The sequence below is a fragment of the Lysinibacillus sp. DFXJR4 genome, from assembly GCF_057196045.1.
In genome coordinates this window covers 83,839-106,461 of sequence record NZ_JBXUNW010000001.1, presented here as the reverse complement: position 1 = coordinate 106,461, position 22,623 = coordinate 83,839, and the positions used below count along the sequence as shown (strand labels likewise).

Genomic DNA, 22,623 nt, shown 5'->3' with positions numbered 1-22,623 from the left:
CTACTTATTAGCTATTTCATACTTCTTTAGGCGTTTTTCATACAATGTTGTATGGACATAAGCAATAATAAAAGCCATGGCCATCATAATGACAGTTGTGTAAAACCATGTAACCGTCATTCCACCCCAAATTTTCTTAAATGCAAACTCTGGAGCGAACCAGTTCATAATCGGAATACTAAAAATTAAAATAAAATAAAATACCGTTAAGCCAAAACCTGTAAGAAACTCATCTTTCATAATTTTGTTAGTTGTTGCATCTAGTGGTGGAAGATCCTTAATATCGATTGTTCCAGCTTCCACATACTCGTAATCACTACTTCCTACTTCAGCCATATGTCAACTCCCCCTTTTCTCTATACGTAAATAATTATCTGAAATTTCAAATTATTATTTACTACAATTATTCTATTCTATTTTGTTTATAATATAGTTACAAAATATTGCTGTATTAGTACAAAAAAATGCTATTTTAAGTTAAAATACTTTTATCGTTATATATTTATAACAGAAGGGAGCTGTTACCATTTTAAATATTGTTTGGTATATCGAAAGTTCCGTAGAAAAACAACAGATGAACAACTGGCTAGAAGAATATCTACCGAATACCTTTATTAACTGCAATCAGCCCAATACAAAGGGTGTCGCAATCTTTGTCTATGATATTAATCACTTATTTGATTGGGTAAAGGTAAATCGCTTAAAAAGAAATTATCCTAATAGTTTAATCGTCCCTATTGTTGCAGAACACCTTACCTACTCAACTGGAATAGCGATTGAATTAAATTTATCGGCATTGCTTATAAAACCGTTACAGAAATCAAAATTCATCAGAATTGTTAAAAAGCTTTATACATCATATAAGGAAAAACAAGCAAGCACACTTACCATGCTTGAGTTGTCACAGCAAATTTCACAAGATCATACCTCACCATTCAGAGAAGCCTTTTTAAAACGTCTTATTCGTGGAGAAATTGAAAATGAGCAGGAAATTATTCAATCTGCCTCCTTTTTATCAAAGGATTGTATCCCAAATATAGTTTTTTTAATTCAAGGCTATATTGATATAAATGAAAATCGAAGTATTCCTCATGATGCAAATAGTGTTATAACCAATATGTTTCGCCAAGGTTTTGCGGATAAAGCCTCTCTTTCCTTTTTAAATTTTGAACGATATTTACTGCTGCTAATGCGTATACCAAATGAAATTACTTCGTTTAAGCATTGGACTGAAGGTGTAGCCTCTCTCCATGAGGTAATTGAAGACCTAAAAAAGGAGTATTGTATCCATCTATTTATGGGGATAGGAGGTGTCTTTCATGATCCCATGCAGGTGAAGGAATCCTACAGCCAAGCTCGTAAGGCAAGGAGAAAACCACCTGTTGAGAATATACATGCAAGGTTTTATGAAGACTTAACAGAACAGGAACAGCTTCAAAAGGCCATTCTATATATTGAAGAGCATTATGATGAGCAACTTACCATCAGTGATGTTGCCAAATATATAAATTTTAGTGCGACGCATTTTAGTAGATTATTTAAAAAGGAGACTGGTCGCAATTTTGTCGACTATGTAGCCTTTACACGTATCATTAAAACATTGCCTTTTTTAAGAAAATATGACTATACCATTGAGAAAATCTCCTCCATCTGTGGCTTTAACACACCAAATTATTTCAGCCTGACCTTTAAAAAATATGTAGGCATTTCCCCAACAGACTACCGCAACACGAAGGAAATATTATTTAAATAAAAAAGTGCATTCACGCCCATCATCATGTTTCATCAAGTGACATAACTAGTAGACTAGGTTAGTCCAACTATTATTCAACACGAAAGACAGGCCACAACCAGTAAAGGGCGAGAATGCAATTCCTTATACATACTCATTTTACATGCAAAAAAACGCAAGTCCCTTATTTGGGAGACTTGCGTTTTCTTCACAATTAAAGCCTGTTTTTAAGCGTAATATTTTTCTACAACTTCCGCACAGCGCGCACAAACTGTTGGATGGGCTTCGTTTGCACCAACTGATTCAGAAATTGACCAACAGCGCTCACATTTTTCTCCTGTTGCCTTTTCAACAACAATTGATGCATGCTCAAGCACTAGCGCATCTGCAGGTGCCTTATCAATAGAGGCTAGCTCAAAGGCTGAAACAATAGAAAGCTGAGCAAAATCAATGCTTGCATCATTCAATAATGTAGCAACATCCTCTTTAGCATACACCGTTACTTTTGCTTCTAAAGATTTACCAATTGTTTTTGCATTACGAGCTTCTTCTAATGCTTTTAGAATATCGTCACGAACGTCTATAATTTTCACCCATTTTGCACGTAAATCCTCAAAATTCTCTTGTACATCAACTTCAGGGAAATCTGTTAATTGTACAGAAACCTCTTGTACTACACCTTGTGCATGTAAGTAAGACCACATCTCATCTGTTGTATGAGGAATAATCGGTGTCATTACTTTTACTAACGTCATTAATGTATCATAAATCACCGTTTGCATTGCACGACGATCTTTGTTGTCAGTGCCTTCAATGTATACAACATCTTTTGCAATATCTAAGTAGAATGAAGATAACTCTACAGCAACAAAGTTATTAACAGCATGATATACAGCTGCAAAATCATAGCGATCATAGGCAGCATGTACTGTTTTTAGAACATCTTGTAGGCGCATATAAACGTATTGATCCATCTCACGAAGATCTGCATAGGCTACTCGATCCTTTGTCGGGTCGAAATCAGCTACATTCCCATGTAAGAAACGGAATGTGTTTCGGATTTTACGATAAACCTCAGATACTTGTTTTAACATATCCATCGAGATACGAACATCACCAGTATAATCAACAGAGGCAACCCATAAACGAAGAATATCAGCTCCGTATTGATCCATAACCTTTTGTGGAATAATGACATTTCCTAATGATTTACTCATTTTGCGTCCTTCTCCATCTAGTACGAAACCGTGTGTTAATAGTCCCTTATATGGAGCGTAGCCGTTAATAGCCACAGAAGTAATTAAAGAAGAGTTGAACCAGCCTCGGTGTTGGTCAGAGCCCTCTAAATATAAATCAGCCGGATATTTCATTCCACGTTCTACTAGCACGCCTTGATGTGATGACCCTGAATCAAACCAAACATCCATAATGTCATTCTCTTTTGTAAATTCACCGTTCGGGCTACCTGCGTGTGTAAAGCCTTCAGGCAATAGTTCTTTAGCTGTTTTTTGGAACCAGATATTTGAGCCATGCTTACGGAACAACGTAGAAACATGAGCAATTGTTTCAGGTGTAATGATTGGCTCTCCATTTTCAGCATAGAAAATTGGAATTGGCACACCCCAAGCTCGTTGACGGGAAATTACCCAATCTCCACGATCACGAATCATGTTGAAAAGGCGAGTTTCTCCCCAAGCTGGCGTAAACGTAGTTGCTTTAACAGCCTCTAGTAACTCACCACGGAATGCTTCAACAGATGCAAACCATTGCGGTGTTGCACGATAAATAACTGGTTTCTTTGTACGCCAATCATGAGGATATGAGTGCGAAATAAAACCAAGGCTTTCTAATGCGCCTACTTCCTTTAGCTTTTCTGTTATTAGTTTATTGGCATCATTATAAAATACGCCCTCAAAACCAGGTGCTTCATCCGTATAACAGCCACTATTATCAAGCGGGCTAAGAATGCCTAAGCCATATTGTTTACTAATGTAATAATCATCTTCCCCGTGTCCAGGCGCCGTGTGAACACAGCCAGTACCTGCGTCAGCAGTAACGTGTTCACCCACCATCACAAGAGATTCACGATCATAGAAAGGATGCTGAGCGACAATACGATCTAATGTCTCACCCTTCACTTCTTGAATAACCTCGTATGTGTCCCATTCAAGGGCATTCGCCACTGTTTCTAATAAATCTTTCGCAATAATGAATTTTTTATCTGCAACTGCAACAACTACATACATAAATTCAGGGTTCACAGAGATCCCTAAGTTTGCTGGAATTGTCCAAGGCGTTGTTGTCCAAATGATAAATTTAGCATCTACTGGTACGACACCTTTAGCATCTTTAATAGCAAAGCTTACATAAATAGAAGGTGATTTAATATCCTTATATTCGATTTCCGCTTCTGCAAGTGCAGATTCAGAAGAAGGAGACCAGTAAACTGGCTTTAAGCCTTTGTAAATATAGCCTTTTTCAGCCATCTTCCCAAATACTTCAATTTGGCGAGCTTCAAATTCTGGTTTTAAAGTAATGTATGGATTTTCCCAATCTCCACGAATACCTAAACGACGAAATTGAGCACGTTGGTTGTCAATTTGCTCATATGCATATTCTTCACATAGTTTTCGGAAGTCCGCAACAGACATCTCTTTACGCTTTACACCTTTGTTTGCTAAAGCTTGCTCAATTGGTAAACCATGCGTATCCCAACCAGGAATATAATTTACATGATAACCATTCATAGAGCGATGGCGTGTAATCATGTCTTTTAGCACTTTATTTAGTGCATGACCGATATGAATATCACCGTTTGCATACGGAGGGCCATCATGAAGTACATATTCAGGTCGTCCTTCAGTACGCTCCATCTGTAATTTGTTAATGTCCATGTCATTCCATTTTTCTTGCATTTTTGGTTCATTTGCCGGTAAGTTTCCTCTCATTGGGAAATCTGTTTTCGGCATTAATAAAGTATCCTTATATTCAACCATGCTTCCATTCCTCCTTTTAATTTTACACACTTAGAACAAAACAAATGCATTAAGGCGTTCATATACATATGACAGCTCTTGACGAATTCAACAAGTTTTAGCCCTTTTTTAATCACTTACGATTAAACGTAAGATAAATAGCTGCTCGCTGTGAATTTTAGCAAATAAAAAAAGCCTCTCAATCCCACTAAGGGACGAGAAGCTTATACTCGCGGTACCACCCTACTTGTAGCACAAATTTGTACTACCTCTTTAAGCACGTTAACGTTGTGCATCACGAAATAACTTACTTTCATTCAGTTATTTAGCTCTGAAGTGATGTTCATTGTTATTTGCTTGTTTGGGCTCACACTATCCCCAAATCGCTTTGCTACGCCTAACAAATACTGTCTTCGTCTCTGCCTGTATGCATATCTGTTCAAAATAATTACTATTTCATTAGTATATGAAAATCAAACAATCACGTCAAGTTTCACTTATTGCGCCCATACGCCACGCAATAATAGCACTAAAAAAGCTATTAAAGTTGATCGGATTCCTGTGCTTCATCCACAGATGCTTGAATTTCTGTTAAATCTATATCATATTGCAGCAAATGATCCCAGTCATCTGCATTTAGTAAATCAAGCTGTGCCTCTACAAGCATTTTAAATCGATTACGGAATACCTTGGATTGCTTTTTTAGCTCATCAATCTCAATTGTTACTTTTCGAGCCTTTGATAAAGCTTCATTCAAAATACGATCAGCATTTTTCTCCGCTTCTTTCACAATAAGCTTTGCCTCTTTTTGTGAATTTCTTCGCACCTCATCGGCAGCTTCCTGTGCCACAACAATTGATTTTTGTAGGGTTTCCTCTAAGGTGTTAAAATGCCTTGCTTGCTCTAAGGCCATCTCTAGCTGTTTGTCGACATCCTTTTTTTCGCGTAATAAAATTTCATAATCTTTGATAATTTGATCTAAAAATTCGTTTACCTCATCCTCAGCATAGCCCCTGAAGGACTTTGTAAACTCCTTATTATGTATATCAATAGGTGATAATGGCATACGATCCTTCTCTCCTTTACATGTACATTCGTATTTTCTATTATACAATTGTTCCGACAACTTAGCAGTAAAAATTAATGAATTTCACTTGATTTTCAACCTTTTTGGGTCAAACGTCCGACTTGCAAACGGATTTTATCTTTTTTTGTACGTCCTTCAGTCATTAGAATTTTTACGCGGCCACTACCTCGTATAGATAAAATATCCCCTTCTTGTAATTCAAAAGCAACTGTATCTCGCTCTGTCCAATTGACACGAACTTTATTACCTGTAATTAAAGCCTGTGCCTTTTGACGAGAAACCTTTAAAATTGTTGCGATAATAACATCTAATCGCATGGAAGTAACCGTGTGAGACTCCTCTAGCCATTCATCCTCATTTGCTAGAAGTGGCTCCGTCTCTTTCATGGATTCCACATGCACTTTTACCTTGCCAATGCCAGTTAAATGTAAACGAACATACTCCGCTATCTCATTCGCTACTACAAACTGGACATGGTGTTCATCAACACGGATATCACCAAATTTACCTCGATTTAACCCCAATGATAATAATGCACCAAGTACATCTGGATGACGCAACTGTACAAATTTTATAGGATATTGAATGGTAAATGCCGTAAGTTGAAAATCTTCCTCTACAGGCTCAAAATAAGTTGGGTAAATGAGCATTCTTTGTCTTTCTGCTTCATTAAAAAGTCCCGCACTAGCCATTTGCAATGTGTCGTATTGTCCAATAATGGCGTTTACGATAAAGCGCTGACGAGGATCTAGAAAATCAGTGAGCTTTGGTGCGTAGCGGTCCTCCACTTCTCGCACCCAATTCACCACTTGTTCAATAAAAGGCTGTTCTTCTTTCCTAAAATGTTGTATTAAATGCTCCATTTGACTCCACCTCTATTATCTCTCTTTTACTAGTACAATTTCATTGGTACTTTCATGTTTCGTAACCACAATTTAGTTAAAAATGATGTCATTTGTTAGTATTCCCTAAAATAAAAAATCCCCACCATTGTGAGGATTTCTTTTACATAAACATAAAATAAATTTTTTGAATGACAATAATAACTCCTCTTTGAATAAAATTAAGGACAAAAATTGCCACTAAAGGAGAAACATCAATCATGCCAATTGGCGGAATAAATCGTCTAAAGATACCAAGATAAGGCTCACATACATTTGCCAGTATGCGTCCAATAGATGAATTTTGAGCAGCAGGTACCCAAGACATTAAAATATATACTATTAACATTAGTGAGTAAATATCAAATGCTAGTGATACAAACCTCAAAATATATAAAAAAGTCATATAAACTACAATCCTCGCTATTAATTATCGTCTAAAATAAAATTTGAAATTTCGCCGGAAACTTCTACATTATCAGGTGTACATAAGAAGATATCTTTACCGATTCTTTGGATATCCCCGCCAAGAGCATAAACTGTGCCACTTAAAAAATCAATAATTCGTACGCCTTGTTCACGTTCAATTCGTTGTAGATTGACGATTGTTGCACGTTTGTTTTTTAAATGTTCAGCAATATCCTGTGCTTCAGCATAGACTCTAGGCTCTACTAATACAACCTTAGCCCCTTTTGAGTTCATGGCCGCCTGCAAGCTGACAATGTTGTTTACAGGTGCTGCACTTTGTGGAACAATTTCATGGATGGGTGCCTTCCGCTCTTTCATAACTTTTTTAGGCTTTACTGATTGAAACGGTTGCTGTTGATGTACGGGTTGTTGCTGTTGAATAGGAGCTTGCGTGATTTCTTCTTCTAATTCTTCCTCTAGATAAAAGAAGTTTTTAATTTTATTTTTCATGCTCATCCTGTTCCCCTCTTTCATTTCCAACAAGAGCCGTTCCGACTCGAACGAATGTAGCCCCTTCCTCTACCGCAATTTCAAAGTCATTAGACATGCCCATTGATAACTCGGTACAAGGCGCGTGTACGAATCCCTGCTCGGCTATTTGCTGTTGACATTGTTTTAATTGCTTAAAAACAGTGCGAATGATCTCATCATCATCTGTATTAGGTGCCATCGTCATTAAACCAACTACTTGAATTTTAGTAAAACTTGCTAATGATTGAACAAATGGCAGGGCTTCCTCAATCGTTAAACCATGTTTTGATTCCTCACCTGATACATTAATCTGAACAAAGCATTTTACAGGTTTGTCTGCTCTTTTTTCGATTTCTTCTGCTAAACTTAATCGATCCAATGAATGTAAATAGTCAATATTGTTAATCACTTGCTTTACTTTACGTGTTTGTAAAGAACCTATATAGTGCCAATTTACATTCGCTTGAATTGCTTCTATTTTTCGATTTAAGCCCTCAGGACGATTTTCTCCTAAATGAAGAAGTCCTGCATCGATTGCTTCTTGTGTTCGTTCAACTGAAACTTCTTTTGTTACTGCAATAATTTGAACTTTCCCAGTTTCCCAATTTGATCGTTTTTGGGCTGCATGAATAAGGTCATTGATTTTGTTTAAATTTGTTAAGATTTTTGTCACTATTTTCCCCAACTTTACAACAATAGTTTCCTTTATTGTAACAAGCAATGCCTGAATTATCAATGAATAGCCTGACCTAAGTGAAAGGACATTTGCATTATTCATAGAAAATTAAAGTAGCTTGACTCTAAATAGACAACAAAATTTAAGATAATGCTTTTACTAAAATAACATCTTTCCCAACCACAAGTACATCTTTCATGTATACCTTTCTAACAGAATCTTCACCTCGAAAAAGACCCAGATATTTTCGAGGCTCTGCTATCATAAACGCTGTCACATAGCCTGTTTCTTTTGAAACTTCTGCATCTACTACAAATCCTAAAAAACGCCCATTACCTGCTTCAATAACCTCTTTTTGTTGTAACATTGAAAAACGCATTATACCCCTCCTGTAACAATTACTTTATGACATCCACTAGTATCTTCATCAAAGTATGCTGTCACTTTATATTTATGGTATGTATTGTTAGCTAGTTGAATGAAGATAAAATGCGCACCGAAAGCTCTGGTGCGCATTGTTTACTACTTATAATCTTTTTGCATTGTTTCAATCGCATTTTTTTCTAGACGTGAAATTTGCGCCTGTGAGATTCCCAATTCTTTTGCTATTTCTGTCTGTGTCTCGCCATAATAAAAGCGCTTGGCAACAATCATTTGTTGTCGTTCATCTAACTTTTGCAAACTTTCCTTCACCGACACGTAGGCAACCCATTGATCTTCAGATACATCATCATCACGTAATTGATCCATCATATAAACAGCGTCTCCGCCGTCTGAATAAATAGGCTCTTGTAAAGAAACTGGATCTTGAATGGCATCTAAAGCAAATAAAACATCTTCCTTTTTCATGTCAATCATTTCTGCAATTTCTTCAATGGTTGGTTCTCGTAAATTGTCAGTTATCCATTGCTCTTTTGCCTGCATTGCTTTATACGCAATATCTCTTAAAGAACGAGAAACACGTAACGCATGATGATCACGCAGATGGCGACGAATTTCACCAATGATCATTGGTACAGCATATGTTGAAAATCGCACATTATGCTTTAAATCAAAATGATCGATGGCTTTCATGAGGCCAATGCAGCCTACCTGAAATAAATCATCTGCCTGTTCACCCCTATAGGCAAATCTACCGACAATACTGAGCACTAACCTTAAATTGCACATCACAAGCTCTTCTCTAATCTCAGTTTCTCCTGCTTGTAATCGGATGAAGAGTTCCTTCATTTCCTCGTGCTTTAAAATTGGCAAAGTCGATGTATCTAAGCCGCAAAGATCTACTTTAGTTCGCATATTCGATTCCTCCGGATGTTATTCTCTGACTAAACCGTGACATCAGTTTGTCCGAGAGAAACGAGAATATGCACAAAAGCTACGACCAATTTTAGGTAGGTTAATTTTCCCTCCCTACGATATAGGCTGATTTAAATTTTCACGTAAATCTTGAATAATTTTCTTTTCTAATCGGGAAATATAAGATTGTGAAATCCCTAAATGATCTGCAACTTCTTTTTGTGTCATTTCAATTTTACCGTTGAGACCAAAGCGACATTCCATAATATATCGTTCACGCGCACCTAGTAAATTAATGGCATGAAACATATGCTGACGCTCTATTTTCTTTTCTACATTATCTAAAATAATATGCTCTTCTGTGCCTAAAATATCAGACAATAGTAATTCATTGCCATCAGCATCAGAATTAAGTGGTTCGTCTAGCGAAACTTCACCTTTCATGCGACTTGTTTTTCGTAAATGCATGAGAATTTCATTTTCAATGCAACGTGAAGCATACGTTGCAAGCTTAATATTTTTATCCGTATTGAACGTTTCAATTGCCTTAATTAAACCGATGGAGCCAATACTGATTAAATCCTCAATCGGCGTACCCGTATTATCAAAACGTCTAGCAATGTAAACAACAAGACGTAAATTACGTTCAATTAGTGTGTCTCTAGCTCGTAAATCACCATTCATAAAGGATGCAATGACTGTAACTTCTTCTTCTCGACTTAGTGGCACTGGCAATGAATCATTTCCCCCTATATAGTACGTTTCACGACTCCGAAACTTACTCCATAATTTTTTCAAGCTAGCAAGTAGCCTAAGAAGCAATAGTTCTCCCCCTCTATGAGTTATTTGAAAGCGCTGAAAAATGTAAAATTGCTGCTGTGCTATGTGGAAAATTTTTAGCCTTCTTTGTTAAAACGATATATTCATTTGTTTTCACTTGTAGGGGCTCCCCCTTTATTTGCCACTCATTAAAGCGAAAACCTAGGACAACTGATTGCTGTTGTACTGTATTGACATGAATAAACCGTATTAAACGCTGATAATCTTCTGAAAACATGGATACATTATACGGATCCGTTTCTTGCCATTCTACTAATGATTTGCAAAATGCTATCGGCAAATGTGGCTTTAACGCTTTATAAGAGACAAAGTGAACTGGTTTTCCTGATAGTGGTTCAATTGCTTGATTTCCCGTATCTACAAACGCAGAAAGCGGTATCGTAACATCAAAAATTGTTAAAATTGTATCAAAAACAAACTGACCACTTAAGCGCTCAAGCTTTACAAATCCCCATTGCTTATAAAAAGCAACTAGGTTACCAACAGCTAATAGTAGGCAAATAATGATAAAATGGACAACAGAAAGATTTTTTAAATAGGGTTGTAATGCTGTAAGCAACCCTCCAATAATAATTGTTGCTGTTAAAACAATTGGCCCTTGTTTTTGAAAGCTTCGAAGTTTAAAGTGAAAAGCTATGCCAATTAATAGAACAAAGCTCAGCAATGTTGTCCACAGCAATTGACCACCAATTACAGCTACAAAACTACTACAAATCGAACTCATTAATAATCTTGTATTCTTTACAAAAACCCCTGTTACTTTTGCCGTAAACGTGAGTATCGCTAGATTAAATAGCGTATTAATGAGCACCAGCCATTCTCCATACATAACAGCCGCCTCCTACTTACAAAGTTAGCATGTTATACTCACAAATATTGTCAAACAATCGCATCATTTCCTAAAAATCTTTTGACAAAATACATGGTTTCCTTACACATTTGAACAACTTACAGACAAATATAAAAAGCTCGTATTCTACATAAGTAAAATACGAGCTTTTAAGAAGTAAGATACTATCCACGATTTTTACGATTACGTAAAAACGCTGGTACCTCTAGCATATCATCTTGACCATATTGTTGTTGATTTTGTCGAGGTTGCTCTTGCTGAACATGCATGTCTTGACGTTGTTCGCGAATAGGTGCTTGCTGTTGCTGTACAGCCTGTCTATTTGTATTTAACGAAGGTCTTGTAGTATTGCGCTGTTGTTGTAATGCTTCTTCTGAGAAACCAGTCGCAATTACAGTTACAATAATTTCATCTTTTAGATTTTCATTAATAACAGAACCGAAAATCATATTTACCTCTTCATCTGATGCTGAAGCTACAATATCTGCCGCTTCTTGAACTTCGAATAAGCTTAAGTTTGAGCCACCAGTAATATTCATCAGGACACCTTTAGCGCCATCAATAGAAGACTCCAGTAAAGGACTTGAAATAGCTTTCTTCGCTGCTTCTGCAGCACGATTTTCACCTGTAGCAATACCAATCCCCATTAACGCAGAACCTTTGTTAGACATGATTGTTTTTACATCTGCAAAGTCTAAGTTAATAAGACCTGGTGTAGCAATTAAATCAGAAATACCTTGTACACCTTGTCGTAAAACATTATCTGCTTCACGGAAGGCCTCTAACATTGGCGTAGATTTATCGACAATTTGTAGCAGTTTGTCGTTCGGAATAACGATTAAAGTATCCACAGATTCCTTCATGCCACCAATACCGCCGATAGCTTGCGTTTGTCGCTTACGACCCTCAAACGTAAATGGTCGTGTAACAACTCCGACAGTAAGTGCGCCTAAATCGCGAGCAATTTGTGCAATAACTGGCGCTGCACCAGTACCAGTTCCTCCACCCATTCCAGCTGTTACAAATACCATATCCGCTCCACGTAGAACCTCTTCTAATTGTTCACGGCTTTCTTCGGCAGCTTTTTTTCCTACCTCAGGATTTGCTCCTGCACCTAAACCACGAGTAAGTTTTGCTCCAATTTGTAGCTTCACTTCTGCTTTTGATAAATTTAATGCCTGTGCATCTGTGTTTACTGCGATAAAGTCTACACCTTGTACACCATGTTCTATCATTCGATTGACAGCGTTGTTACCGCCGCCACCAACACCAATAACCTTTATTACTGCAAGTTGATCAACACTTGTATCAAATTCTAACATTTCTTTTTCCTCCCACGGTAACTCGACTCTGTATCATTCATTACGCATTCAAGATCAATTATGCCTCGGTATAATTGCGTCCGGAATCGGCTTTATGCTTAGGCCTGCACGAGGGCCGACACGATGTCGGTCATTTCGGTAATGCCACAGGACGTGGCGTTTTTACCGATGCAGGTCAGTTAGCCTTTATCGCATAGCTGCGATGATTTTAGGCTAAATCCTCTAAGAACTCCTTTCCGATTCCGTGACATCCGCCGGAGGCATTAACTTCTTTTTTGGACATCTGCTGAAAAGTAGCTTAAATCCGAATTTATCTCACTACCTATAGAGGTGGAGACTTCTGTAGCTGACGCTTTGCTTTCGCTACAAAAGAGATTTACTGAAAGAAGTTAATCAAAAAACTTATCAAATAATTTTTTTGCTCTACCGATTACGCTTCCTTTTGATTCTGAAGGTGAAGCATATTCTTGCTTCTTAGGTGTGGCTGTTGGAGATCCTACAACCGCATATTCAATAGGTTGCGTATTCGTACCTTTTCCGTAAAAATCATCTTCTAAATAGGCGTAACGAATAAGTCCAACTGCCGTCGTAAATGAAGGCTCCCTAACGCCAATATAATCGGGTGTATATATTCTAACACGGGTTTGTAAAATCTGACGTGCCAGTTGAGCAATACCTTCAAGCTTTGCAACACCACCCGTTAAAACAACACCGCCAGGTAAATCACGAACACCAAGACGTGCTAACTCGTCAATCACTAACTCAAAAAGTTCTTCTAAGCGCGCACCTATTATTTCGGATATATAGCGTTGACTGTATTGATCAGTTGAATCTGTTCCAACAATTGGTACTTCGAAGATTTCATCATCTGATGCGTCATCATAAAAGGCATGTCCAAATTGATGTTTAATTTGCTCAGCCTGTTCTGTTGGTGTTTTTAAAACGATTGAAATATCTTTCGTAATATGATCACCGCCAATTGGAATAACACCCGTATGTGTTAACAGTCCCTCTTCAAAAACTGCAATGGTAGTTGAGCCTCCCCCTAGGTCAACAAAGGCTGTCCCTTGGTTTTTCTCATCCTCTGTAAGCGCAAAAAAGCCTGCTGCTAGCGGTTGCAAATATATTTCTCGTATACTTAGCCCTGCCCGCTCTACACAACGTAAAACATTGTGTAAAAGTGTTTTTGAAGTTGTAATCATCGTTGCATCCATTTCTAGACGAATTCCAATCATACCTCGTGGATCTTTAATTTCATCTAAGTTGTCCACAATAAATTGTCTTGGAATAATATTCACTAATTCACGTTCAGGAGGTATTGACATGACTTGTGCAGATTCCACCACTCTGTCTAAATCATCGTCTGTAATTTCTCTATTTTCACTATTTACAGCGACAACACCTTTAACTAGTTGTAACATCGTCTGGTTAGCTGGAACACCCAGAACGACTTCATTAATTTGAAAGCCAGTCATTCGTTCTGCTTGTTCGATTGCTTTTCGAATCGATTGAACTGTTGCATCAATATCAACAATTGCACCTTTTCGAACGCCATTCGATTTTACATTTCCGACGCCAATTACATGTAATTGTCCGTCACTCATTTCACCTATTAATACCTTGATAGAGGATGATCCTATATCAAGGGAAATATATAAATCTTGCTGATTCAATTCGCTGCACCTCCTTGAAAAATGCTCTTATTTTCATTCTATTGTAAATTTGGCATAATGTCTAAGCAAATCGAGTATTTTGCTCAATTTTTCTCTCATTCTGTGGAAGATTTCTTCTTTTTGTGACGTTTTTCATCTAGCTTAGTTAGTAAAATACGCCTAATTATTGCTATATTTTGGAATAAACGTACTCCGAAAGCGAAAATAGCTGCTAAATATAAATCTATTCCTAAATACACACCTAAAAAGGCTAAACCTGCAGCAAGAATTATATTAAAAAAGAAGCCCGACACAAAAACTTTATCATCGTAAACTTGTTGTAGTTGAGCACGTATACCGCCAAATAATGTATCTAAAGCTGCTAAAACTGCTATTGACAGATAATTTTCATAGATAGAGGGAATTTGTATATTTGTTAACAAGCCTAGGGCAAGTCCAAATATCAAACCTAAAAATGGTAGCCACATATTTTATTCTCCTTTTTTCACCTCTGTTAAATAATCATTTGTCAATGGCTGATCAAATGCTGGGATTGTTAATTGTTCAGTCGGCTCTTCAATGACTAAATTAAAATTATCTAAATAAAAGGAATCAATAAATGTTGAAGCCTGTAACGAATTGTACATTTTTTGAGCTTCCTTAAAAGAGCTTGTCCCAACATAAATTTCAAAAGAAGGTGATGATAGTGCTACACTATTCACAGTCGTTTTTCCATTTATATCTCGAATGGCTGTCGTATGTACAACGCGGTTTCCATCTATCGAAACACTAGCCGCATTGCTTTTAAACAAAGCATTCAATAGTTGAGTCAGCAAATCAGGTGAAATTTCTTGGATGTCATATCCCATTTCCACTAATTCTTGCGCTGGCTCTACCCGCATAACAACTCCTGGACCTGTGACTTCAGTTAAGCCTGCTTGGAGCTTTAAACGATTCAATGTTTCATCTAAAGCTGCTTGTAAACTTGCTTTTTCAGATTGCTCATAGCGACCCACTACTTCATTGAGTGAGCGAATTTCTGCTAATAATGTGGAATGTCTTTGCTTTTCTTCTGCTAATTCCTCTCTTATGGCCCAAATATCTCGTGTATCTCGCTCAGCTGGTTGTTGTATAGTATTGTACTGTACCGCTATCATCAAACCGATAATAAATAGCACGATCGTTATTCGGGTGTACATATTTTTTTTCAAAATAGCCCCTCCTAGACGTATCGTAACCCCCATAAATAACGCCTTAGATTTTGAATATGCAATTGCATGTAAAATCTGCAACTTCTCTGGAGGCTAATGTTGAAAATGATTAACTAACTCTCAACCTTTACTTTTGTCATACTTAATTTCTGATTTTCTTCTAATGACACAACAATATTGTCATTTAATAACTGATCCACCACACCACCATTTAAATTTAATGAGGACACCAATGTTTGAGAATCACCGACAGCCTCAATAATAAATGGCGCAGGATGCTGCTTACCATCAATCGTAATGACGGGTCCATTACAACGTATATAGGAATTCGCTAGAACTCTTTGACCATTGATGGCAATTGCCTGTGCACCAGAAATTTTTAGCTCATTGAGCAATTTAAACACATGGCTTTCATGAACAATATAGTCATTAGGATTTGCAGATTTAGGATCATAATCACCATCTTGTAGTGTTATACGAATACCTTTTCCTTCTGCTGGTAAGTCACCTAATAATAATCGTAAATCCTCTGCTTCTTCAACAAGCTTTTTGTTAGCCTTTTCATCTGCAACAAATGATTTCTCATACTTGCGAATTTTTTCTTGCAGCGAATTTGCTTCTTCTGCTAGAACCTTATTTCGTTCTTGCTGGGTTATTAACTCCTCACGGTATGAATCCTCTTGCTCAAAAAGCTCTGAATCAATTGAACCTGCATTTCGGTTATCTTTTGCCTGATTGTATGAATAGCCAATAATAAATCCCATTGTTATACAAACAATTAGCAATTCAAATTGCTTCCTTGACAAAAAACTCCCTTTGCTATTCATTTGTTTGTTGCTCATCATTATTCACTTCCTGGTTAGCCGATTCTTCATCTTCTTTTCCACTTACATCAATGCTTATTTTGTTATATTCATCATTGTAAGGACGATAATATGAACCTACCTCTAAATCAATAACACCCTTTTCTAAATTACTAATTTGTGCCACAATTGAGGGGTAATAATTCAACTTATCAGCTAAAGTTTGAATAACAGCCCGTACTTCATATCCATCATTCATATAAAGTCTAACTGCATTAGGGTTTGTCTCATTACTGTTTGTATTGACTTGAGAAATTAAGGCTAATACTTCTGGCTTTAATTTAGCTAATTGCTCCACAAGCTTGTTGATCGTTTTTTCACCAGTTATGCCGATAAAAACAGGGGCATCAATTGGCACCTCATCACTAGCTTGCTCAAATCGCTTGCCATTTTCAAGTAAAGGATAATAGGTGCCATCACCAGCTAAGTATGCAACTTTTTTCCATTCCTTTATTTCTATTGTTACATCTCGTAGCCAGTTACGTTTAACATGTGCTTCCTTTACCCATTTATCCTTAAGTATTAACTTCTCAATATCGTTTACCTTAAAACCCCACATCGACTTTCCAGGAGCCAGAGTACTGGCCTGTAAATAATATTGTTCATCTGCTAAACGAGCACCGTTAACTGTAATTTTGTTGATTTTACTGTAAGGAGATTGAAAATAAAGGAGTACTGCTAACACGATAAAGAAAAGTAATATTAGCACTATAAATTTACGATTTGTACGCTTTTTTCGTCGCTTTTTTAGCGTAGGTATGCGATCTTCTATATCAATTACTTTCTCCAAAAAAGTACTCCTCCTTTATATTTATTTCGCTAATTGATAAATAATACCTATTATTAACCACATTGTTACTAAAGATGTTCCGCCATAGCTAATAAAAGGCAGTGTGACCCCCGTTACAGGAACTAAGCCAATCACTACAGATATATTTAGAAAAGCTTGCACAGTCAGCATTGTAACAAGTCCTATAATCGCGTAATAGGATGCTCTCGTTTTAGCTTGCACTGCAAATTTATAACCAGCATAAATCGCTAATACAAATAATGCTAAAATAACGAGACCACCAAGCAACCCAACCTCCTCTAAAATAATGGCATAAATAAAATCATTTTGAGGCTCCGGTAAATATAAAAACTTCTGTCTACTTTGTCCAAAACCATGACCAAAAATGCCAGCTGGTCCAATCGCCATTAATGATTGTACAGCTTGAAACCCACTTACCAAGGGGTCCGCCCATGGATCAAGAAATGCTTTAATGCGCGTTAATCGATATGGTGCTGTTGCAATCAATCCTACTAATCCTGCAACTCCTGCCACCATAATCATTCCATAAAGTTTTAATGGGTAGCCTGCTACAAAAAACAATAAAAAGACTGAGACCACTAATATAAATACTGAGCCAAAGTCAGGCTGTAGCATAATGAGAACCACTGGTAACACTAGAACGAATCCATGGCGCCAGTTAATAATTGGTGTACCGGTTTTATGCTGTGCTAATATATGACTCAAGTACACTATTACTGTAATTTTCGTAAGCTCTGCTGGCTGAATGGTTAATGGGCCTACACCAATCCAGCTTTGCGAGCCATTTCGTACCAGTCCAATCCCAGGAATAAGTACAAGGACCAGTAAAATTAACGAAAAAATATAAGCCATTTTCCAAAAGGATTGCTCTCTTAAAATATTTAATCGAATGGTGATTAAAAATACGACAATGGCAACAGCAAAATACATACTTTGCTTCATATAAAACGGCATTTTTCCACTATAATGAACGGCACTCCAATAGGTACCTGCAGAATAGACGAAAATAATGCCGATTATTGATAGCATCAATGTTGTGACGAGCAATAAATAGCTTTCTTTCCCTCTCAGTACTGCCATCCTTCCAAGTCAAGTATATTCTAAAATAGTTACAGACTTATGACAGCTTCATTACAGCTTCAATAAAAACATCTCCCCGAATTTCGAAACTGTCATATTGATCCCAACTTGCACATGCAGGCGACAATAGAATAACATCACCCTCAGCTGACATCGGTGCCGCATAATGTACAGCGTCCTCCACATTTTGTGCAATGATTGTTTGTTGTACGCCACACGACTTCGCAAATTCTACAAAGCGTAAGCCTGTTTCTCCAAACGCCACTACACCCTTGACATGCCCCATACATGGACGTAATTCCTCAAACGAATGACCTCGATCTAAGCCTCCTGCTAGAAGAATAACAGGTGCCTGAAATGCATCTAAGGCACTTTTTGTAGCTAAGCAATTTGTTGCTTTGGAATCGTTATAAATTTTTCTTCCATTCCATTCGCGTACAAACTGTGTACGGTGACGAACGCCACCAAATGTCGAAAGAATTTCTTCCATTTTAGCTTTATCACAACCAACTAAAATACATGCTGCTACTGCTGCTAAAATATTTTCTAAATTATGTTTACCTGGCAAAGCTATGATAGATCGATCCATATATGGTTCTCCCTGCCAGTAAATCGTTGTGTCATCTGCACTAATTCCTTCAGTTGTACGTCCCTTTGAACTAAATGGAACCTTATTTCCTTTTGATTTTGCAGCATAGCCCACAACAATTGGTTGATCTGCATTATAAATAAAATAATCATCCTCATCTTGATTACGAGTAACACCGAATTTTGCCTCTGCATAATTGTCAAATGTTCCATGATAATCAAGATGCGCATCATAAAGATTTGTTAGTATCGCTATTTTAGGTTTGAATGTTTTTGTCCCCATCAATTGAAACGAGGATAATTCCGTTACAATATTATTATCTTTCTGAGCTTCTCTTGCAACGCCACATGCAACTGTTCCAATGTTTCCAGCTATCAGTGGCTTTTTACCACCATTATTCAGCATGTCAAAAATCAAAGTTGTTGTTGTTGTTTTACCATTTGAACCAGTAATTCCAATAAACGGTGCTTCGCTTATCAAATAGGCTAGCTCAATTTCCGTCCAAACAGGTATTTCTCGGCTAACGGCATCCGCTACAATTTTATTGCTATAAGGAATACCCGGATTTTTTACCACTAATTCAAAGCCTTCATCCAGTAGGTCCTCTGGATGGCGACCACAAATAACTGTTATTCCCTTTTGCAATAAACCCTGTGCATCTGGACTTTCATCAAATGGCTTTGAATCATTGACCGTCACAAAGGCGCCTAGTTCATGTAAAATTTCGGCTGCTGCCACACCACTTTTCGCAAGGCCTAAAACAAGTACCTTTTTATGTTGTAGATCTGTATAATTTTTCATAAGAACGCCTCCGATAAGACTGCAATCAATGCTACTGCTAAAGCGGTCGACCAAAAGACAAGGACAACTTTCCACTCTGACCAACCTGATAATTCAAAATGATGATGGATAGGACTCATTTTAAAAATACGTTTTTTACGAAGCTTAAAGCTACCTACCTGTAAAATAACGGATAATGTTTCAATCACAAACACTAATCCCACTAATAACAATAAGAATTCTTCTTTTATCAATACAGACACCATAGCTAAAGCTCCACCTAAGGCTAATGATCCTGTATCTCCCATAAATACCTTTGCAGGATTTGCATTAAACAATAGAAAACCTAATAGTGCACCTGTTACTGCAAATGCAAATAAAGCAATATCAGCTTGATCTTGGAACAGCGCAATAACTCCAAAGGCTGCAAAGGCAATAGAAGCTGTACCCGCCACAAGTCCATCTAGTCCATCTGTTAAATTTACTGCATTTGAGAAGCCAACCAACCAGAAAATTAAAAAGGCTACATAGAAAATCCCTAAATCAAATGTCAAGTCTGTAAATGGTATAGCAAGCGTTGTATCAAATGATCCAACATGTAGTAAGAAATAAGCCAAAACTGCGATGACGATTTGACCAATGAGCTTTTGCAGGGATGTTAAACCAAGGTTACGTTTAAAAATAACCTTTAAGCCGTCATCCAGTAGGCCGATTAAGCCAAATCCAGCTAATACTAACAACAGTACGATGGTTTGTGTGGTAAATAAATCTAAAAAGCTTCCTACACCAACAGTAGTGAGGATAATAGCAATTAAGAAAATAATGCCCCCCATTGTTGGAGTACCTGCTTTTTTCATATGTGATTTTGGTCCTTCTTCACGAATACTTTGACCGAATTTAAGTCGACGAAGAAGAGGAATACTAATTGGTGCCAGAATAACTGTTACTATAAAAGCAAGAGCTAAAATGGTAAGCGTTGTTGCGAGTTTCATTGAAAAATCTCCTTTAAATCTTGTTTCACTTTCTTCTTCAAGAAAAAAGCATAAACTTTCATTTATTTATTACTACCCTTCATAATAATAGTGGTTCTCTCCCATTTTTTAAAGGTAAAGTTATATTAGTTCTCCAAATATAAATGAATTGTGCCATCTTGTTTGATAACACTATCCACTTCAGGCAATTGATTACCAATTTTAGTTCCTTCACCATGCCATTCAATACGGAATGGATAATGCTGCTTCGCAATATCATCCTTCGTTTGACCAATAAAGCTTGGTACCTTCACAGTGATTGGATCACCCCAACGATAATCCTTTTCAAGCTGTTCCTTCGATTTTTCAATGCCAACAAAAGGTGCAACATCTTCAATAATCTGACCAACAATCGGAGCTGCAACAACACCACCAAATTGAGTTGTTTTCTTTGGGTTATCCACCGCTACATACACGACAATCTGTGGATTATCCGCTGGAGCAAAGCCGATAAAAGAAACGATATATTCACCGCTTTTATAACGCCCATTCTCTACTTTCTGTGCTGTTCCCGTTTTCCCCCCAATACGTAAGCCATCTCGGTAGGCCTGTCGTCCAGAGCCCTTTGCTACAACTGATTCTAATGCACCTCGAACCTTGGCAGATGTCTCCTCACGAATAACCTGTTTCTTAACTTCTGGTTCAGTCTCTTTGATCACTTCCCCAGTATTTGGATTAAAAATTTTCTTCACAACATATGGCGTATAAAGCTTACCTCCATTTATAGCTGCGGCAACTGCCTGTACTTGTTGAATAGGTGTAACAGCCACCCCTTGGCCGAAAGAAGTTGTAGCCTGCTCCACAGGTCCAAAGGCTTCTTTAGAAAATAATATTCCCGAGGCTTCACCTGCAATGTTAGACCCTGTCTTTTGACCAAAACCAAAATCCTTAATATATTGTAGTAATCTTTCACTGCCAAGTCTTTGTCCTAATTCTATGAATCCCGGGTTACATGAATTCTCTACAACTTCAAGGAATGTTTCATGACCATGCCCACCACGATTCCAGCAACGCAATCTAGCGCCAGCAACCATTGTATAGCCTGGGTCATAGAACGTATCATGTTCTAAATCCACTAAATTCTCTTCTAGTGCTGCACTCAAGGTAATAATTTTGAACGTTGATCCAGGCTCATAGGTCATCCATACAGGTAAATTCCGATTATAGATAGCAGGTTCAACAATTTGATATTCTGCAGGATGGAAGGTTGGATAGGAGGCTAATGCTAAAATCTCGCCATTGTTGGGATTCATTGCAATAGCTAACGCTTGGTCAGCCTCATAACGCTCCATAGCCTGAGATAATTCACGCTCCACGACCTGTTGCACATCTACATCAATTGAAAGCTCAATCGTTGCTCCATCTTCTCCCGGCTTCCAAGCACTTGCAACATTTGGTAAGTTATTGCCCTTGGCGTCTGTAAAAAGGCGAATGGCAGAGGAATTAGCTTGGAGTAGTTTATCATATTCATATTCAATGCCTGCTAACCCTTGGGCATCATAGCCTGTAAAACCTAAAAATCGTGAGAGCATTGTGCCGTATGGGTAATCCCTTGCATAATCGACCCCACTATATAAGCCTTCGATTTGCATCCCTTGTAGCTGCACCGCTTTTTCATAGGGAATATTTTTTCCTTCCGGTGCCAACTTCACTAAATATTCTTTCTTCTTCATTTTCTCCAATAGCTTTTGTTCATCAACATCGAGCACCTGTGCTATCTTCGCAGCAGCCCCTTCAATATCTTTGCTTTGAGAAGGCATGAAATAAAGAGTAGGGGCAAGCTTATTTGTGACAATACTTTGCCCATCACGATCTGTTATGTGACCACGTTCATTTGCAAAGGGAATTTCTCGGTCCCAATTCTCTTCTGCCTTCTTTGTCAGCTCTTTTTGATCTAGTACCTGTAAGAAGAACAATCTAATGACAATGGCTACTGCAACACACATAAATAATACATATAAAATACGTAAACGTTTTTTAGAATGGATAGAAATCCACTTCATTCGAC

At 37.5% G+C, this 22,623-nt stretch carries 22 protein-coding genes and 1 other annotated feature; of the genes, 1 reads left to right on the top strand and 21 read right to left on the bottom strand.

Translation table 11 applies throughout. The features are described from left to right. Window positions 1-336 carry a DUF485 domain-containing protein gene (locus tag AC2CGN_RS00520; RefSeq protein WP_283871087.1) on the bottom strand — a complete coding sequence of 112 codons (336 nt, stop codon included), beginning with the start codon at window positions 334-336 and terminating at the stop codon, window positions 1-3. Between the two features lie 238 nt (window positions 337-574). Here AC2CGN_RS00520 and AC2CGN_RS00515 point away from each other — a divergent pair, with 238 nt between their 5' ends. Further along, entirely contained in the window at window positions 575-1,753 is a 1,179-nt protein-coding gene (locus tag AC2CGN_RS00515) for a helix-turn-helix domain-containing protein (RefSeq protein WP_429980566.1), read from the top strand. 206 nt (window positions 1,754-1,959) lie between these two features. Here the strand turns inward: AC2CGN_RS00515 and ileS are convergent, their stop codons facing one another. The 20 genes from ileS to AC2CGN_RS00415 form a co-directional block, all read right to left on the bottom strand. Beyond that, window positions 1,960-4,728, bottom strand: coding sequence for an isoleucine--tRNA ligase (ileS, locus tag AC2CGN_RS00510; protein ID WP_484511547.1), 2,769 nt, complete (start codon window positions 4,726-4,728; stop codon window positions 1,960-1,962). A 187-nt stretch (window positions 4,729-4,915) separates the two neighbouring features. Further along, window positions 4,916-5,136, bottom strand: a binding site (T-box leader). A gap of 112 nt (window positions 5,137-5,248) precedes the next feature. Beyond that, entirely contained in the window at window positions 5,249-5,773 is a 525-nt protein-coding gene (locus AC2CGN_RS00505) for a DivIVA domain-containing protein (protein ID WP_283871084.1), read from the bottom strand. Between the two features lie 95 nt (window positions 5,774-5,868). Further along, window positions 5,869-6,657, bottom strand: coding sequence for a YlmH family RNA-binding protein (locus AC2CGN_RS00500; protein WP_286926150.1), 789 nt, complete (start codon window positions 6,655-6,657; stop codon window positions 5,869-5,871). 142 nt (window positions 6,658-6,799) lie between these two features. Beyond that, entirely contained in the window at window positions 6,800-7,081 is a 282-nt protein-coding gene (locus AC2CGN_RS00495; protein WP_283871082.1) for a YggT family protein, read from the bottom strand. A gap of 20 nt (window positions 7,082-7,101) precedes the next feature. Continuing rightward, window positions 7,102-7,599 carry a cell division protein SepF gene (locus AC2CGN_RS00490; RefSeq protein WP_283871081.1) on the bottom strand — a complete coding sequence of 166 codons (498 nt, stop codon included), beginning with the start codon at window positions 7,597-7,599 and terminating at the stop codon, window positions 7,102-7,104. Continuing rightward, on the bottom strand, window positions 7,583-8,290 hold the full coding sequence (locus AC2CGN_RS00485; RefSeq protein ID WP_484513124.1) for a YggS family pyridoxal phosphate-dependent enzyme: 708 nt from the start codon (window positions 8,288-8,290) through the stop codon (window positions 7,583-7,585). Before AC2CGN_RS00485 ends, AC2CGN_RS00490 begins: the two co-directional genes overlap by 17 nt. A 142-nt stretch (window positions 8,291-8,432) precedes the next feature. Beyond that, a complete protein-coding gene (locus tag AC2CGN_RS00480; RefSeq protein ID WP_283871079.1) occupies window positions 8,433-8,669 on the bottom strand; it encodes a PRC-barrel domain-containing protein in 237 nt (78 codons plus the stop codon). A gap of 143 nt (window positions 8,670-8,812) precedes the next feature. Then, window positions 8,813-9,586 carry an RNA polymerase sporulation sigma factor SigG gene (gene sigG, locus AC2CGN_RS00475; protein WP_004227313.1) on the bottom strand — a complete coding sequence of 258 codons (774 nt, stop codon included), beginning with the start codon at window positions 9,584-9,586 and terminating at the stop codon, window positions 8,813-8,815. Window positions 9,587-9,700: 114 nt separating this feature from the next. After that, entirely contained in the window at window positions 9,701-10,408 is a 708-nt protein-coding gene (gene sigE, locus AC2CGN_RS00470; RefSeq protein ID WP_053594633.1) for an RNA polymerase sporulation sigma factor SigE, read from the bottom strand. Window positions 10,409-10,421: 13 nt separating this feature from the next. Then, on the bottom strand, window positions 10,422-11,255 hold the full coding sequence (locus AC2CGN_RS00465; RefSeq protein ID WP_283871078.1) for a sigma-E processing peptidase SpoIIGA: 834 nt from the start codon (window positions 11,253-11,255) through the stop codon (window positions 10,422-10,424). Between the two features lie 185 nt (window positions 11,256-11,440). Then, entirely contained in the window at window positions 11,441-12,598 is a 1,158-nt protein-coding gene (gene ftsZ, locus AC2CGN_RS00460; protein WP_283871077.1) for a cell division protein FtsZ, read from the bottom strand. Between the two features lie 389 nt (window positions 12,599-12,987). After that, window positions 12,988-14,271 (bottom strand): cell division protein FtsA, encoded by a 1,284-nt coding sequence (ftsA, locus tag AC2CGN_RS00455; protein ID WP_286926144.1) that lies wholly within the window; start codon window positions 14,269-14,271, stop codon window positions 12,988-12,990. A 95-nt stretch (window positions 14,272-14,366) separates the two neighbouring features. After that, a complete protein-coding gene (locus AC2CGN_RS00450; protein ID WP_286926143.1) occupies window positions 14,367-14,738 on the bottom strand; it encodes a small basic family protein in 372 nt (123 codons plus the stop codon). A 3-nt stretch (window positions 14,739-14,741) separates the two neighbouring features. Next, the gene (locus AC2CGN_RS00445; RefSeq protein WP_429984503.1) at window positions 14,742-15,461 is read right to left on the bottom strand and encodes a DUF881 domain-containing protein; all 720 of its coding nucleotides are present in this window, start codon (window positions 15,459-15,461) and stop codon (window positions 14,742-14,744) included. A gap of 113 nt (window positions 15,462-15,574) precedes the next feature. Next, window positions 15,575-16,303 (bottom strand): DUF881 domain-containing protein, encoded by a 729-nt coding sequence (locus AC2CGN_RS00440; RefSeq protein WP_429986664.1) that lies wholly within the window; start codon window positions 16,301-16,303, stop codon window positions 15,575-15,577. Then, window positions 16,281-17,114 carry a cell division protein FtsQ/DivIB gene (locus AC2CGN_RS00435; RefSeq protein ID WP_429984502.1) on the bottom strand — a complete coding sequence of 278 codons (834 nt, stop codon included), beginning with the start codon at window positions 17,112-17,114 and terminating at the stop codon, window positions 16,281-16,283. The genes AC2CGN_RS00440 and AC2CGN_RS00435 overlap by 23 nt, the downstream gene beginning before the upstream one ends. A 21-nt stretch (window positions 17,115-17,135) precedes the next feature. Continuing rightward, entirely contained in the window at window positions 17,136-18,215 is a 1,080-nt protein-coding gene (locus AC2CGN_RS00430; RefSeq protein WP_286926140.1) for an FtsW/RodA/SpoVE family cell cycle protein, read from the bottom strand. A gap of 37 nt (window positions 18,216-18,252) precedes the next feature. After that, entirely contained in the window at window positions 18,253-19,605 is a 1,353-nt protein-coding gene (gene murD / locus AC2CGN_RS00425; RefSeq protein WP_429984501.1) for a UDP-N-acetylmuramoyl-L-alanine--D-glutamate ligase, read from the bottom strand. After that, complete coding sequence (mraY, locus tag AC2CGN_RS00420) at window positions 19,602-20,576, bottom strand: phospho-N-acetylmuramoyl-pentapeptide-transferase (protein ID WP_283871070.1); 975 nt, start codon at window positions 20,574-20,576, stop codon at window positions 19,602-19,604. Before mraY ends, murD begins: the two co-directional genes overlap by 4 nt. 125 nt (window positions 20,577-20,701) lie before the next feature. Further along, the gene (locus AC2CGN_RS00415; protein WP_484511540.1) at window positions 20,702-22,618 is read right to left on the bottom strand and encodes a stage V sporulation protein D; all 1,917 of its coding nucleotides are present in this window, start codon (window positions 22,616-22,618) and stop codon (window positions 20,702-20,704) included. Window positions 22,619-22,623 lie beyond the last annotated feature (5 nt).

Excerpts from the sequence above, each read along its gene's own strand:
- AC2CGN_RS00500 (WP_286926150.1), bottom strand. The coding sequence starts at position 6,657 with ATGGAGCATTTAATACAACATTTTAGGAAAGAAGAACAGCCTTTTATT.
- AC2CGN_RS00495 (WP_283871082.1), bottom strand. The coding sequence starts at position 7,081 with ATGACTTTTTTATATATTTTGAGGTTTGTATCACTAGCATTTGATATT.
- AC2CGN_RS00480 (WP_283871079.1), bottom strand. The coding sequence starts at position 8,669 with ATGCGTTTTTCAATGTTACAACAAAAAGAGGTTATTGAAGCAGGTAAT.
- sigG (WP_004227313.1), bottom strand. The coding sequence starts at position 9,586 with ATGCGAACTAAAGTAGATCTTTGCGGCTTAGATACATCGACTTTGCCA.
- ftsZ (WP_283871077.1), bottom strand. The coding sequence starts at position 12,598 with ATGTTAGAATTTGATACAAGTGTTGATCAACTTGCAGTAATAAAGGTT.
- AC2CGN_RS00450 (WP_286926143.1), bottom strand. The coding sequence starts at position 14,738 with ATGTGGCTACCATTTTTAGGTTTGATATTTGGACTTGCCCTAGGCTTG.
- AC2CGN_RS00440 (WP_429986664.1), bottom strand. The coding sequence starts at position 16,303 with ATGAGCAACAAACAAATGAATAGCAAAGGGAGTTTTTTGTCAAGGAAG.
- murD (WP_429984501.1), bottom strand. The coding sequence starts at position 19,605 with ATGAAAAATTATACAGATCTACAACATAAAAAGGTACTTGTTTTAGGC.
- AC2CGN_RS00490 (WP_283871081.1), bottom strand. The coding sequence starts at position 7,599 with ATGAGCATGAAAAATAAAATTAAAAACTTCTTTTATCTAGAGGAAGAA.
- AC2CGN_RS00415 (WP_484511540.1), bottom strand. The coding sequence starts at position 22,618 with ATGAAGTGGATTTCTATCCATTCTAAAAAACGTTTACGTATTTTATAT.
- AC2CGN_RS00465 (WP_283871078.1), bottom strand. The coding sequence starts at position 11,255 with ATGTATGGAGAATGGCTGGTGCTCATTAATACGCTATTTAATCTAGCG.
- AC2CGN_RS00520 (WP_283871087.1), bottom strand. The coding sequence starts at position 336 with ATGGCTGAAGTAGGAAGTAGTGATTACGAGTATGTGGAAGCTGGAACA.
- mraY (WP_283871070.1), bottom strand. The coding sequence starts at position 20,576 with ATGAAACTCGCAACAACGCTTACCATTTTAGCTCTTGCTTTTATAGTA.
- AC2CGN_RS00430 (WP_286926140.1), bottom strand. The coding sequence starts at position 18,215 with ATGGCAGTACTGAGAGGGAAAGAAAGCTATTTATTGCTCGTCACAACA.
- AC2CGN_RS00505 (WP_283871084.1), bottom strand. The coding sequence starts at position 5,773 with ATGCCATTATCACCTATTGATATACATAATAAGGAGTTTACAAAGTCC.
- ileS (WP_484511547.1), bottom strand. The coding sequence starts at position 4,728 with ATGGTTGAATATAAGGATACTTTATTAATGCCGAAAACAGATTTCCCA.
- AC2CGN_RS00515 (WP_429980566.1), top strand. The coding sequence starts at position 575 with ATGAACAACTGGCTAGAAGAATATCTACCGAATACCTTTATTAACTGC.